This window comes from Desulfobaculum sp., from assembly GCF_054921475.1.
This window is the reverse complement of sequence record NZ_JBUDSW010000078.1, coordinates 1-13,937: the sequence shown is the minus strand read 5'-3', so window position 1 is coordinate 13,937 and position 13,937 is coordinate 1. Positions and strand designations below refer to the sequence as shown.

The following is a 13,937-nucleotide window of genomic DNA, read 5'->3' as shown; positions in this document are numbered from 1 at the left end:
GGAGAAGCTGGTGGACGCCTTGGAGTTGACCTCCACGTCAGCAAAGTCGGGCAGATTGTCTACATTGTTGCCAATTTGTCCGGCATTCGAGAATGTCGCATTGACCGTATCCCACCCAGGATTGTCAGCAGGATCTGTGCCGCCACTCGGGCTGTTGTTGGTCAGGCCAAAGTTCACCGCAACGGGATGCGCGTTGGAGTTGTTGATGTCACTCCCACCAGGCTGATTGGTGAAGTTTGGCGCAAAGATAGGTTGCCCATCTGTGTTAAACTTCGCGGGCTGCCAGTTGCCCAAATCCTTGTCGCCGGGAGTGGATGCGCTGGAATTGAGCGTGAATGCGCTCTGGCCCTTGAGCTGACCAGCGGAGTCGAAGGTCAAGGAGCCAATCATCATAACGCCTGCGGCAGACGTCGTGTCCATGTCCACGCTGTCAAACACGCGGCCATCTTCGCTGGGCGGCACGGTGACCATGTATTCCCAGTACTGCTTGCCATCGTCGGCGCCAACGGACACCTGGTCGAAGTAGACGGTCAGCTCATGCGCGGTGCCGCCTTCGTCATAGACCTTGATGGTGCTCTGGTAGGTGTACTGCGAGTCGGCCAGCGGCACTTCGGCCTGTCCGTCCCAGTTGCTGAACATACTGAAGAACGGGTCCGAGGCGAGGGTGGAGTTGTCCTGCCCGGCAGTGCCGTCAACGTTCACAATCATGTTGACGTTTTCGGTGGCCTTGGGCTTGGCGGTGAAGTCCTCAAGGCGGATGTCCTTGGGCGCACCGGTACCCTTGATGCTCGACGTGGAGGACGAGCTGCCCGTGGTCAGGCCCGTAGCGATGGTGGTGTTGGAGGACTGCGGAATCTCCCAGCCCTGCAGCACGTAGCCGTGGGGGTCGACAAGGTAGCCGTCCTTGTCGAAGCGGAAGTTGCCCGCCCGGGTGTAGTAGTTGGTGTCCTCGTTTTTGACCTTCACCTTGAAGAAGCCCTCGCCGCCAATGGCAAGGTCCGTCGCCTCGGTGGTGGTCTCAAAACCGCCCTGACCGTAGTCGGCGTAGATGGCGCCGATGCCAACGCCTCGGCCAATCTGGCCTATGCCTGCGGCGGTATTGATGTCCTGACTGATGAAATCTTCAAAATGCATCCGAGCGCCTTTGAAGCCCACGGTGTTGACGTTGGCGATATTGTTGCCAATGACGCCCATCTTCTCACCGTGTGCCTGCAAACCCGACACACCTGTCCACATGGATGATGACAGACCCATTACCGAACCTCCTTATTCGTCATCTGCGGAGCCGTCCTGACCGGTGTCGGAACCATCCTGGTCTCCGTCCGTACCAGTTCCAGACTCCACGACTTCCTTCACAAAGTTGAATCCGACTACTCGACCGTCCGACAGGCGCAGGTAGTTCTGCCCGTTGGAGTACTGCACGCCTTCCACTCGTCCGGAAACTTCCGTCTGGGTCATGATGGCTTCGCCGTCCTTGCCCTCTGCCGCCAGGGCGACGTAGTAGAGGCCTTCCGGCAGATCCTTGCCCTTCCAGTCCTTTCCATCCCACTGGAATTCGTGCTCGCCCGCCGCCTGTGCACCAAGCTGGACGGTGCGGATGATGTTGTTGTCCTTGTCGAAAATGTTCATGTACACGTTCTGCGCCTCGTTCTTGAGGGCGTAGTACATTGTACTGACCGAACCATCCTCGCGGATGCTCAGGTTGTCGCCAAGGGCCCTGACTTCCCTGCCAATGAAGTTGGCGGCGTTGACCATTTCCTGATGGATGGTCTGCTGGGACAGTGAGGAAACGCCCTTGTTGATGGACTGGAGCTGCTCAAGGTTCGAGAACTGTGCGAGCTGCGAGGTGAATTCCTTGTCGTCCATGGGGTTCAGCGGATCCTGATGCTGCAGCTGGGCAACCAGCAGGGTAAGGAAGTCCTCCTTATCCAATTCGGACTTACCGGTGAACTTTCTGGTATCGTAGAGTTCCGATTCCGCTCTGCCGATGATGTTTCCTGCGTCGTACTGCTGCATGATCTGTAACCTCGTGTATGACTAGGCGAAAATATCCAATCCGCCCTGGGAATTATTTACCTGATGCATGGTATTTTGCATTTCCCGGGCCAATCCTTCGCCGCCATCTTGGAGGCTCTTCCACATTCCACGTAACTGTCCGGAATTCTTCTGTTGTTGTGCAGAATTGTGGTGTCCGGCGCCCTGCCAATTCTGGCCGAACTGGTCACCGGCAAGCTGGGTCTGCACCTCCAGCTTCTGCACCCGAAGGCCCTGCTGCTGCAAAGTCTGCCGCAAGTGGGCCATCTGATCGCCCAGCACCTTGCTGGCCTCGTGCGAATCAACACGGATGACGGCAGAGACTTCCTTGTCCCGAACCGACAGCACCACGTTGAGCTTGCCAAGGTCAGCAGCGTCCAGCTTCAGCGTCATCTGCTTCCGTCCTCCTGACAGATTCCGCAGCATGGCGTTTTCCACCTGACGCATCAGGCGGGAAGACAGCTCCTTATTAAAGGCGCTCTCCCCGCTTCCAACGGTTTCGGCCTTGAGCAGGTTCTTGGTCGCTTCCGCGGCCTTCATGGCCTCGTTGGCGACAAAGGCCTGCTCCGCACCGTTGCCATCGGTCTTCACCTTGCCGAGAAAATCCATCCATGGATTCCGCTCGCCAGCGCTGGCTCCGGCACCCGAGTCCTTTCCTCCTGAAAAGCCCTCGCCGCCGTATCGGCCCGCGCCGCTGTCCGAACCGGTCTTTCCATGACCAGCCTTGCCTTCCGTGGCGGATCGAACACCGGCGTCCTTGCCAGCATCAGCATTCTTGCCCGCGAGAACGGCGCTCTTGACGTCCTTGTCCTGAGCGGTCCGTGCCGCGTCATCGGCAGACACTGTGGTCTTGCCGCTGTGGTCGGCCTTGGTCGAGGCTTCTGCGCCCTTGCCCGCCGCGGCTGCGGCGGCCTTCTTGCCGTCCACGTTCTTGGGGTCAGCCTTCAGGACGCGCTCGGCGACGCTTTCATCGCCGTCTGCGCCTGCCTTGGCGGCCTTGTCCCCTTCGGCAGCGCGGGTGCGCCGCTCATGCTCAGCCAGAACCTTCTTGTTTCTGGCGTCATTGTCCGTTCCGGCATCGGCCAGCTTGGCATGCTCCGCACGCTCAAGGGCCTTCTCCAAAACAGCGCCAAGAGATTCCTGCATCTTTCCGGCGGTGAGAGTGTCGCCCTTCACGTCCGCGGCCACCTCCGACTTGAGCTGCGCCATAACCTGACGCAGTCCGTCGGCAGTGAGTGTAACGTTCTGCTTATCGCCAATCAGCGACTTCAGGCGGGCTATGCCCTTTTCCGACAGCTTCACCACCTGCCCAAGCAGCTGCAATTCGCTGCTGGAAACATCAATCTGCGTCCCGGCCGGAACCGAGGCCAGCTTGTCCGACACCTGCTTCCACACGCTGGAGAACTTGCCCTGCGTCAGGTCACCCACCAGCCCCTCGGCCGCGCCGGGCGTAAAGCCCATCTTCTGGAACAGGCTGTGGAGTTGGCGGGATTCATCGGCGGAGAGCTTCACCACGGCGGAGTTCAGCGCGCCAAGGCGCGACGCCAGTGCGGAGACAAGCTGTCCCCACGTGACGCCGGCGTCACTGGCAATTTTGTCGCCAAGGGCGCGGATTTCCCTGTTCGTCAGCCCAAGGGCCTTCAGGTCGTCCTTCAGGTCGGCAAAGTCTTCCCGCGTCACCTTCAGACTCTTGATGTCCGAAAGCTTTTCCGCGCCGCCTTTGCCCAGCAAGCCAAGCAGCCCCGCCTTGCCCTTGCCCGCGCCCTTTTCCGTGCCAGCACCGGCCAGCGCCTGCAGAAGCACCACGGCATCCTTGCCGCCCGAGGCGCGGGAGCCGCCACCGGCAAAGGCCTCGCCAGCGCTCATCAGCGCCCGGGCGTCCATGGCGGCATACTGCGCGGCCTCGCGCGAGCGGCGCAGGTCCTCGTCGCTGGCAAAGGAATCAAGGCTGCGCCCTTCCTCGTACAGGTGATTGCCAACGGACTCCGTCAAACCGCGCTCCATGCGGTCCAGAGCAAAGGCGTCGTATTGGGACATCTGTGTATCGAAATAACTGGCAAAGTCCCCGGGGCGGCGCTCGTAGCTCGCTTTGAGCTGGGCGTCGGTCCCGAAGACGTCGTTTGCCAAATCACTCATGGAAGGAAATATCTGCATATGTCGTGTACCTCGCCCCCTATGTTACAAGGTGCGTGCCAAATGCTTAAAATATATGATTTCAACATGTTAGACCACGTACAGAGGCAGATATTGCCGCCCATAGCCACCGCATCCCGCGGCAGGATCCTCCACAAGACCGGGCAGTTGGAACAGTTTGCCTGCACGGGCACCGCGCAGAGGAGCGCATGCCGCCCCCGCGCCGCAATCCCCCGAAGCACCACGCAAAAAAGGCCGCCGTTCCGTGGAACGGCGGCCTTATGAGAGGCGGAGGGCGCGGTGCCCTGCGAGCTATGGAATCAGAACGTCGTCACGTTCTAGTTGCCGGACTTGCCAGCGGCGGCCAGCTGCGCGCCCTTGCCGATGCAGTACTTCACGAGGAAGAGGATCAGAGCGGCTACGGCGATGACAGCGCCACCGATGTAGGCCACATCCAGAGGCAGATTGAAGCCAATCTTCGCCTGCAGGATAAAGGTGGCGGACACGGCGGTCATGAAGGTTGCCGGGATGGTGGCAATCCAGTGGAGCTTGCCGCTCTTCACGAGGAAGACCGCGGCAGACCACAGCACCAGCATGGCCAGCGTCTGGTTGGAGAAGCCAAAGTAGCGCCAAATGGTGGAGAAGTTCTGCGTGGAGATGATGTAGCCGAGGGCGAACAGCGGCACGGCGATCATCAGACGCTTGGCAACTTCTGCCTGGTCCACCTTAAAGGCTTCCGCAAGGATGAGACGGGTGCTGCGGAAGGCGGTGTCGCCAGAGGTGATGGGCAGCACGATAACGGCGATAACGGCGAGGAAGCCGCCCACCGGGCCGAGCAGTGTACGGGACACTTCGTCAACAACGGCGGAGGGGCTGCCAGCGGCGATAACGGCGCTCAGAGCCTCGGGGGAGTTGTAGAAGGACATGCCAAGGGTGGCCCAGATGAGGCCGATGATGCCTTCAATAATCATTGCGCCGTAGAACACGGAGCGGCCTTCGCGCTCGTTCTTCACGCAGCGCGCCATCAGCGGAGACTGCGTGGAGTGGAAGCCGGAAATCGCGCCGCAGGACAGCGTGATGAACAGCAGCGGCCACACGGGCTTGCCACCGGGGTGCAGGTTCGCGGTAATGTCGAGGTTCGGCAGAATGGTGTAGTCGCCGACAAAGAGGGCTACACACAGGGAAGCCGTCATCACCAGCAGCAGCAGACCCATGGCGGGGTACAGGCGGCCGATAATCTTATCGATGGGCAGGATGGTGGCGAGGAAGTAGTACGCGAAAATACACGCCACGAAGATGCCGGTGTTGTAGCCGGTCAGGCCCGTGAGCAGCTTGGCCGGGGCAAGGACGAACACCACGCCAACCAGCATCAGGAGCACAACGGAGAACACGCGCATGACCTGACGGGCGGTCATGCCCATGTATTCGCCAACAATCTCCGGCACGCTGGCGCCACCGTTGCGCACGGAGAGCATGCCGCTGAAGTAGTCATGCACAGCGCCGGCGAAGATACAGCCGATGACGATCCACACAAGCGCCACCGGGCCGTACAGGGCGCCGAGGATGGGGCCGAAGATGGGGCCGATGCCCGCGATATCCAGCACCTGAATAAAAATGAGCTTCCACTTGGGAAGGGGCATGAAGTCCACGCCATCCTGCTTGGTGTAGGCAGGAGTGGTGCGGTTCGGATCGGGACCCATAATACGGTCCACAATCTTGCCGTAGGTAAAGTAGCCCACAATAAGGGCGATCAAACACGCGAAAAAGAACAGCATAGTTGCCTCCTCAAAGCATCTCGCACCGGCCGCGCCGGGGGTTTCTTCTTACGCCCTCCTTCTACAACCAGTGAAAAAAGGCGCAAGACCCAAAGCGCGAAGTGTCGCTTCGAGGGGCTGAACTGCACGCAGCCGGGAATGAAATGCACGGCCTTTTCACGCAGGCGTCACAGCGGGGCCAGAAAAGCACGTCGACTCCCGTCATACGGGCCTCGTTGCCCATCCGCTCCGCACAGCGCGCCGGGGCCGCAACCATGCAACGCGCCGCCCGGTCACCATGCAACCAACGCCAAGCGCCCCGGTTGGCCCTCCCCTACGGGGACGGCGCAACCGGGGCGCTTTGGGCCGCCACACAAGGCGGACACTATGGCGGGACCGCTAGGTGTTGGCCACGGTCTCGCTGCACCGGGGAATGCGGAAGCTCACCACGGTGCCCTTGCCGGGACTGCTGGCAATACGCAGGCGATGGCGCACGCCAAAAAGCTGCTCCAAGCGGTTGTTGCAGTTGGACAGGCCAATGGAATCGCGGCGGGAACCAAGCCCGCCTGCCAAGACCTTGGCCGCCTTTTCTGCGGACATGCCAAGACCGTCGTCCTCCACTGTGACCACAAGCTCGTCCCCCTCCACACGGGCGACAAGCCGTACAAGGCCGCCCTCCTCCTTGCGGGAGATGCCGTGGCGGATGGAATTCTCCACCAGCGGCTGGATAAGCAGCGACGGCACGCGCCACTGGTAGCACTCGTCCGCAATATCAATCTCCGCCCGCACGCGCTCGCCAAAGCGCGCCTGCTCAATGGTCAGGTACGAGCGCACCTGCTCCACCTCTTCGTCAAGGCCCACAAACCCGCGCGAGTCGAGATTCTTGCGCATAAAGCTGGCAAGATTCTTGAGCAGTTCCCGCGCGCGCTCCGGGCTGGTGCGGCAAAACGAGGCGATGGTGTTGAGGGAATTGAACAGAAAATGCGGATTAATCTGGGCCTGCAAGTGGCGGATTTCCGCATTGGCCCGCAGCTGGGACTGAATCTGGATATCCTCCAGCTCCAGCTGGGTGGAGAACAGCTGGGCAAGGCCCTTGGCCAGCTCAAAACGCACCTCGTCCAACATGGCGCGGCGGCTGCCGTAAAACTTGAGGGTTCCCACGATGCGCCCGCCCTTTTGCAGGGGCACGATGATGCCGGAGCGGAAGGGACAGTTTTTATGGTCGCACCCGATGCTCCCGGCCCGCTGTTGGTACACGGGAGTGCCCGTACGCAGCACCTCGCGCGTGGACTGCGTTCTGATGGCGCGACCGGGCAGGTGGTGGTCCGCGCCTTCGCCCACGTGGGCAAGCACGTTGTCCGTATCCGTAATGGCGACAGCGGCCACGCCCACACGCTCGTAGATAATCTTTGCCGTGGCGTTGGCGGCGTCGGGATTCAGGCCCGTGCGCAGATGCCCCACGGTGTGGTTGGCGATGGAAAGAATATCATGGGCGGTGCTGGAGTCGCTCTTCTCGCGGTGGCGGGAGAGGAGTTTGATGGTCTGCACAAACAGCCCCGCGCCGATGGTATTCACCAAAATCATAGGCAAGGCGATGAGTTCCACCAGTTCCACAGCGCTATGGAAGGGCCGCGAAATGATGAGGATGAGGGTCATGTGGAGCACCTCGCCCGCAAAGGCGATGCCCGCGGCGTAGCGCCAGTCGAGGCGGCGCTCGCCAAGGCGCGTCGCCATAAAGCCCGCCACCGTCCCCTCAATGATGGTGGCCAGCCCGCACGGCAGCGCCGAAAACCCGCCGACGTCGATGAGAATGCGGTGTCCGCCCGCAATCAGCCCGGCGGCCATGCCCACAAGCGGGCCGCCAAACAGCCCGGCCGGAACCACACTCATGGCGCGCAAATTGGCTACTCTGTTGAACACCATGTTGCCGCTGTAGGTGCCCATGATGCCGAACGCGCCGAACAGCAGAATCTGGAACACCCGGTTGGCCTTGCCGGGATGCTTCAGCCCCATCTGGCGGACGGGGTTGAAGTGCAGCAGCAAAAAGGCAGCGGCAATGATGAGCCCGAACCGCTCCACAAGGGAGAAGAGAAGGACTCCGATTGTCATAGATTTGCTCCGGGAAAAACGTTGGGCAGGGGGACACACGCGTCCCGCACCGGAAGGCAGGAATACCACCACCGGCGCGCCGCGCGCAAGGCCGTGGACACCGGCCCGAAAACACAGGAAAAAGGCAGGCCCTACAGCCCGAGGCGCTCCTTGAAGCCCGCCACACGCGCGCGGCTCACCGTCACCTCGGTGCCCTCGGCGTCGTCAAGGACGATATTGTACTTGCCGTGGAACCACGGCGAGAACTCGCGCACATGGGACAAATTCACCAGAACGCTGCGGTTGACGCGGTAAAAGGAATGGTTTTCAAGGCGCGACTCCAGCCTGTCGAGGGTCATGCCGCCGTGGCATGGGGCGCTGAGCGCTCTGGTATGCGCCACCACCTTTTTGCCGTCGGCGCGGATGAGCACCACGTCCTCCGGGGCCACCAGCACCACGCGTCCGCCCTGCTCCAGTGCAATGCGCGTCAACTGCTGGGACAGGCCCATGCCCTCCAGCACGCGCTCCAGATTGCGCTGCACCTCGCCTGCGGCCTCAGCTCCGGCCTCGCCCGTACGCTCGCGCACACGCTCCAGACACTGCTCAAGGCGCTCCTCGGAGACAGGCTTAAGCAGATAGTCCACCGCGTTGGCCTCAAAGGCGCGGATGGCGTATTCGTCAAAGGCCGTCGCAAAAACGAACAAGGGCCGCGGCTCCATGTGCATGGTTTCGGCCACAACGTGAAAGCCGTTCCGCCCGGGCATCTCGATGTCCAAAAACACCACGTCCGGCCCTTCGGCCTCAATGAGCGCCACCGCCTCCGTGGCCGAAGCGGCCTCACCCACCACCTGAACATCCTCGAACTGGGACACCAGATAGGCCAGCTCGTCCCGCGCGGGCGGCTCATCGTCCACTATGACAACCCGAATGTGCTTTGTCTCCGTCATCGTCTGCTCCACGCGTTGGCGAGTCTCAGTTACCGCGCCGCGTCTGCGCGGCTTCTGTACGGTTCATCCAGCGCAATAAGGTGCTCTGCGGCCTCCAAACACTCCCGGAAGGCCGGACGCGACCAGTCGCTGTTGGCAAGGTGCATCTGGCACCAACTACGCAGGGGCAGCATCGCGGGGATGGAGGCCTTCCAAAAGCCTGCATCAAGGCGCGCGCCGTCCCGCAGTGCCGGACCAAGGTCGCGGCTAAAGCCCACAACGGACGCGGCCATAGCTTCGCGCACGCGCGGGGCCGCAGCGGCAAGCTCAGCATACGCACGCGCCGCTCGTCCGTCATCCCACGCCCCGAAGCGCTCGCCCCAAAAGGCCCGCCAAAAGCGGCTGACCAGCTCACGCGTGGTGGGCGTATGGTCCTTCAATACCGGGCGCAGGTCGTACAGGCCGTCCGCCGTATGCGCCGTGCGCAGCACCTCCAGCCCGGCAAAGCGCAGGCTGTCCAGCCTTGCGCCGCCGCGTGTGGCAATGCGGTGGGCAATGACCGCAATATCCCGCGCCCGCATGCCATCCTTGCAGCACGGGCCGGGCCGTGTGCATTCCCAGCATCCCACACAGCTCATGCGTCGGCGCACCACGTAGTGCCCGGGCTGATACGGCCCGGTCTCCCACGCGCTCACGTTGCCCATGGACAGATTCAGCGTGCGCAGGCCGCTCCACGCGGCAAGGTGCATCGGGCCGGTGTCCGGCGTAATAAGCAGCCCCATGGCCTGACCGGTGTAAACAAGCTCGGACAGCGACAGCGTTCCCGCAAGGTTCAAAAGCGTTGCGGGCAAGCCCTTGGCGACCTCCGCGGCAAGGGCCTTTTCCGCCGGACCGCCAAGCAGGATAGGACGCATGCCCCGGTCCAGCAGATGGCGGGCAAGACGGATCCAAAACGCCGCGTCCGGACGCTTCAGCGCGTCGCTGGCACCAAGAAAGAGGCCAACCGTGCGCTGGGACTCGGGCGTCAGGGTCCGGGGGGCGGGCCAATGCGTGCTCCCCATCAGGGACGTCGGCACGCAGTCCAGCGCGTTCAGGTCCGCCCAATGGAAAAGATTGTGCCGGTTGCCGCCAACAAGCGTGGTCCGGTACAGCTGCCACGCCCCGCGTACATAGTGCGAGCCGTCCGCACTCTGCACGGGGCCAAGGGTCTCGTCGGCGCGCAGGTCATGGGCAAGGCGCGCGGCGCGGGCGTCGTAGCTGAGGTTGACCACCAGATGGAAGCTCTGCTGGCGCAAATGGCGCAGCGCCGCGTCATCCCAGCCAAAGTACACCACATTGGGACCAATGGGCATAATATGGCGCGAGAACATCTCCTCGGCGGCCACCCACACCGGATGACCGGGATACTGCCGCGACAGCCACAGCATGAGGGGAAAGGACATGACAAGGTCGCCCATGCGCAGGGTTTGCAGCACGAGGATTGGCTTTTTCTGCTCCGCCATGCCGCCCTACCCGTAGATGTCGCGCATGGCGGTAAAGAGCGCTTCGAGGCGGTGCTCGTAGGTATGCTCGGCAAGGATGCGCTTGCGGGCATTGGCGATAATGCGCTGGCGCTCCTCGGGATGCTCCAGATAGTAGGCGATGTGGTCCGTGGCTTCCTCCGGCGAGGCATAGGACGCGATTTCGCGCCCCGGCTCAAAGAGGGCATCCATCTGGTCGCGCTGGTCCGTCAGGACAAAGGCTCCGGCGGCGGGCGCGTCAAAGATGCGCTGGTTCACCGCGCCCTTCATCTGCTTGCTGGTGCAGTTGAAGTTGACTTCGGAGAGGGGGTAAAAGTCCGGCAAATCGTCGTAGTAGCTGAGGGTATCGTGCCAGCGCCAGCCTTCGCCCTCGTCGTCAAAGGTCCGCAGCCAGCCGTCGTCGCCCACGATGAGCGGATTGAACGGCAACGTCGCCGCCACGCAGGAGCGGCGGTACTGCCGCGTGGCCTCCCACGTAATCATGGTCTCGTAGGTCAGGCGGTTTTCGTCGTCGGGCAAGGCGTCAAACACGGTGGCGAGGTCCGGATGCTGGGCGCGCAGGTACGCGCTGACGCTGCGCTCGTCGCTTTCGCCAAACCCTGCGGCCACCTTGCGGTAGCTGACCAATAGCTCCCGCGGAAACTTGCCCGCCTTCATCCTGTGCCCCACCTTGTAGACCATAGAATTGCCCACAAAGGACACGCGCGAGGCCCACTCATGCCCTGCGGGCAGGGGACGCTTTGGCGGAGTAAACCGGGTGGCATCCGTCGCCAGCGGCAGATAGCGCACATGCTCAAAGCCCAGCTGCCGCAGGGAGGCAACATTGTCCGCATCCCACGTAAAGATGGCGGTCCAGTCGCTGACAAGGCGCTTGTACATGTAGAGGATAAGGTGCGGATTATCCACAAACCACGAGGCCAGCGGCAGTTTCAGCCGCTGCAACAGGTCCACCAGCACGCCCTCGCGGTCCACGCCAAGGTGATTGATGGTGAACACAAAGTCCGGCTTAAACTCCACCACCACCTTGAGGAGCATCTTCACGAAGTCCGTGCAGCCCGTCTCGCTGGAGCCAATATTCAAAAAATAGTGCGGGGTGCCAAGGCGCTCGCTGGCGCGCACCAGTTCGCCCACAAGAAAATAATCGCTGGTGAGGTACAACACGCGCGGCGGCCAGCTTTGGAACTTGGGGTAGTCCGCCTTGGCCCAAAAGTCATAGGACGCGCTGGCCTGCAGGCGCTCGGCCACCTCGCCGTAAAAGGCGCGGTCCAGCCGGCGGTAGGCCGGCAGGGGCAAGGGCGCGAGGGGCGCGCCGCCCTCCTGCATCTGCCAGCGGGTCAGTGCGCCAAGGGCGGTGTCCACGTCCGGGGCGTCCACCCACAGCACGCGGTCGTTCCCCGCGTACTGCGCGCGCAGGCCGGTGAGGTCCTGAATCGGCGCCTCGCGGTCCACCACGGCAACGGGGCCGTCCGTTGCAGCAAGCAGTCGCCGCAAGGCATAGCCCGCGCCACTGCCCACAAGGACAGGGAGCGTGCGCCCGCCGTCATAGGACGCGACAACGCGCTCCTCCATCTCGCGGGGGCTGCGGCCAAACAGGGAAAATTCACGGGAATCCTTTCGGATGCGGACATCGACAAGGGCCTCGCCGTCGCGGACGGCCTCGGCTGTGTAGAGCGGTTCCGAGTGGGGCATGGCTTACCAGGCTTCGTTATCAGGTCTGTGCAGGAGGAATTCGACGCGGCGGTTGCGCGCCCGGTCCTCGGCCCTGTCGTTGGGCACAAGGGGGCGCGTTCCGGCGTAGCCCACGGCCTTGAGCCGGCGGGGGGCCACGCCGCCCTTCTCCACCAGCCAGCGCAGTGCGGCTGCGGCGCGCGCCGAGGAGAGTTCCCAGTTGGAGGGGTAGATGGAGCCTGCTTCCTCGCGGTCATCGGTGTGCCCGCGGATAACACAGTTAAAGTTATGCTCCTTCATAATCTTCAAAACATTCTCAAGCATTTTTTCCGCGCCGGGGCGCAGTTCGGCCTTGCCCGGGGCAAAGAGGAAGGCCGTCTCCACACGCACCAGCACGCCCTCGCGCTCGGCAGTGACGCCGGTGGAGCGCTTCAGTTCGGTGTCGTCTTCAATCATGGCCCGCAGCTGCATGGTCAGGTCCAGCACCACGCGCTGCTCCTGATTGAGCTTGACGCCCTTACTCTCAAGCCGCGTTGGGGAATAGGCGGCAAAGGTTGCCTCGGGGCGCTTTTGCTGCACGCCGAAGGCGTCGCGGATGGAGCCCATCAGGGTGCGGAAGTTCGCAAGGTCCTGATTGGCAAAGGACAACATAAGCACGAAGAAGCACAGCAGCAGCGTCATCATGTCCGCAAAGGTCGCCAGCCATGCCGGCAACCCCTCTTCCTGCGGCTCTTCGTCCTTGCGTTTTGGTGCGTTTACTGCGTCGGCCATGGCGTCCTACTTATCGGCCCCGCGCATGGCGGGAGACAGGAAGGCAAGGAGCTTTTCGCGCACAATCTGCGGGTGCTCGCCGTGCAGGATGGATATCACGCCCTCCATGGCAATTTCCATGTACAGCGATTCCTCCTGCGAGCGCTCCTCCAGCTTTTTGGCAATGGGCAGAAAAATCACGTTGGCCAGCACCGCGCCATAGAAGGTCGTCAACAGCGCAACCGCCATGGCCGGACCAATGGAGGCCGGGTCGGACAGATTCTGGAGCATCTTCACCAGACCGATAAGGGTACCAATCATACCAAAGGCCGGAGCCATGGTGCCCATCCCCTTAAACACGCCCTGCCCCTGCCTGTGGCGCTGCTTCATGAAAGAAATTTCGGTATCCATCACCGCGCGGACAAGGGACTCCTCGGTGCCGTCGGCCACCAGCAGGATGCCCTTTTTGATAAATTCATCCTCGATGGCTACTTTTTCCAGCGCCACAAGGGATTCCTTACGCGCCTTTTCCGCCAGCATAACCAACTGGTCAATCATGGCCGACGCGTCGGAACTTTTGGCAAAAAAGGCCTTCATAGCCACCTTGAAGGAGCCAAAGACGACCTTCATGGGGAACATGATAAACGCCGTCGCCATGGTACCACCCACAACGACCAGCACAGACGGCACGTCGAGGAAGCCGCCGATTGCGCCGCCCCCAAACATAATGGAGCCGACGATGAGGCCCATACCGGCCAAAAGTCCAAGAAGAGTTCCTATATCCATTGATGATCAGACCTTATTTCTGCAATGCTGGCGATTCGACGATCACTTCATAGTCCCGGTACCGAAAGCACACATTTTCCATATAATCACGAACCACGTACCGCGCCTCGCCGATGTTGATTTCCACCCCCGGGCGCACGCGGCCGGGCACAAGCACCCGGCACGACTCCAGATTGCGCACCTTGTTGATGTCGTTCCACACGGCGCGGTGGCGCTCCTTGAGCCGTTCCAGCTTATCTTCCTGCTTGGCAAGTTCGGGGCACGTGCCGCTGCGCAGG

General features: G+C 62.1%; 10 protein-coding genes and 1 pseudogene. All 11 read right to left on the bottom strand.

Annotated elements, in window-relative coordinates; all coding sequences use genetic code 11:
- On the bottom strand, positions 1 to 1,236 hold a 1,236-nt coding region (locus tag ACY69P_RS07040), incomplete at its 3' end, for a flagellar hook-basal body complex protein (protein WP_462326986.1).
- Positions 1,237 to 1,266: 30 nt separating this feature from the next.
- On the bottom strand, positions 1,267 to 2,016 hold the full coding sequence (locus ACY69P_RS07035) for a flagellar hook assembly protein FlgD (protein WP_462326985.1): 750 nt from the start codon (positions 2,014 to 2,016) through the stop codon (positions 1,267 to 1,269).
- Positions 2,017 to 2,037: 21 nt separating this feature from the next.
- Complete coding sequence (locus ACY69P_RS07030; RefSeq protein WP_462326984.1) at positions 2,038 to 4,188, bottom strand: flagellar hook-length control protein FliK; 2,151 nt, start codon at positions 4,186 to 4,188, stop codon at positions 2,038 to 2,040.
- Between the two features lie 317 nt (positions 4,189 to 4,505).
- Positions 4,506 to 5,942, bottom strand: a complete 1,437-nt coding sequence (locus tag ACY69P_RS07025) for a carbon starvation CstA family protein (RefSeq protein WP_462326983.1) — start codon at positions 5,940 to 5,942, stop codon at positions 4,506 to 4,508.
- A 378-nt stretch (positions 5,943 to 6,320) separates the two neighbouring features.
- The gene (locus ACY69P_RS07020) at positions 6,321 to 8,030 is read right to left on the bottom strand and encodes a LytS/YhcK type 5TM receptor domain-containing protein (protein ID WP_462326982.1); all 1,710 of its coding nucleotides are present in this window, start codon (positions 8,028 to 8,030) and stop codon (positions 6,321 to 6,323) included.
- A 131-nt stretch (positions 8,031 to 8,161) separates the two neighbouring features.
- Complete coding sequence (locus ACY69P_RS07015; RefSeq protein WP_462326981.1) at positions 8,162 to 8,956, bottom strand: LytR/AlgR family response regulator transcription factor; 795 nt, start codon at positions 8,954 to 8,956, stop codon at positions 8,162 to 8,164.
- A gap of 29 nt (positions 8,957 to 8,985) precedes the next feature.
- On the bottom strand, positions 8,986 to 10,437 hold the full coding sequence (locus ACY69P_RS07010) for a glycosyltransferase family 9 protein (RefSeq protein ID WP_459900789.1): 1,452 nt from the start codon (positions 10,435 to 10,437) through the stop codon (positions 8,986 to 8,988).
- 6 nt (positions 10,438 to 10,443) lie between these two features.
- Positions 10,444 to 12,144, bottom strand: coding sequence for a CgeB family protein (locus ACY69P_RS07005; RefSeq protein ID WP_462326980.1), 1,701 nt, complete (start codon positions 12,142 to 12,144; stop codon positions 10,444 to 10,446).
- 3 nt (positions 12,145 to 12,147) lie between these two features.
- Positions 12,148 to 12,894, bottom strand: coding sequence for an OmpA family protein (locus tag ACY69P_RS07000; protein WP_459900786.1), 747 nt, complete (start codon positions 12,892 to 12,894; stop codon positions 12,148 to 12,150).
- 6 nt (positions 12,895 to 12,900) lie between these two features.
- Complete coding sequence (locus tag ACY69P_RS06995; protein ID WP_404843602.1) at positions 12,901 to 13,659, bottom strand: motility protein A; 759 nt, start codon at positions 13,657 to 13,659, stop codon at positions 12,901 to 12,903.
- A gap of 13 nt (positions 13,660 to 13,672) precedes the next feature.
- A pseudogene (locus ACY69P_RS06990) lies at positions 13,673 to 13,937 on the bottom strand (FapA family protein); the annotation flags it as partial.

What these genes read in the sequence shown, in the direction of transcription:
- ACY69P_RS06995 (WP_404843602.1), bottom strand. Translation starts at nt 13,659, where the DNA reads ATGGATATAGGAACTCTTCTTGGACTTTTGGCCGGTATGGGCCTCATC.
- ACY69P_RS07010 (WP_459900789.1), bottom strand. Translation starts at nt 10,437, where the DNA reads ATGGCGGAGCAGAAAAAGCCAATCCTCGTGCTGCAAACCCTGCGCATG.
- ACY69P_RS07030 (WP_462326984.1), bottom strand. Translation starts at nt 4,188, where the DNA reads ATGCAGATATTTCCTTCCATGAGTGATTTGGCAAACGACGTCTTCGGG.
- ACY69P_RS07020 (WP_462326982.1), bottom strand. Translation starts at nt 8,030, where the DNA reads ATGACAATCGGAGTCCTTCTCTTCTCCCTTGTGGAGCGGTTCGGGCTC.
- ACY69P_RS07035 (WP_462326985.1), bottom strand. Translation starts at nt 2,016, where the DNA reads ATGCAGCAGTACGACGCAGGAAACATCATCGGCAGAGCGGAATCGGAA.
- ACY69P_RS07025 (WP_462326983.1), bottom strand. Translation starts at nt 5,942, where the DNA reads ATGCTGTTCTTTTTCGCGTGTTTGATCGCCCTTATTGTGGGCTACTTT.
- ACY69P_RS07005 (WP_462326980.1), bottom strand. Translation starts at nt 12,144, where the DNA reads ATGCCCCACTCGGAACCGCTCTACACAGCCGAGGCCGTCCGCGACGGC.
- ACY69P_RS07000 (WP_459900786.1), bottom strand. Translation starts at nt 12,894, where the DNA reads ATGGCCGACGCAGTAAACGCACCAAAACGCAAGGACGAAGAGCCGCAG.
- ACY69P_RS07015 (WP_462326981.1), bottom strand. Translation starts at nt 8,956, where the DNA reads ATGACGGAGACAAAGCACATTCGGGTTGTCATAGTGGACGATGAGCCG.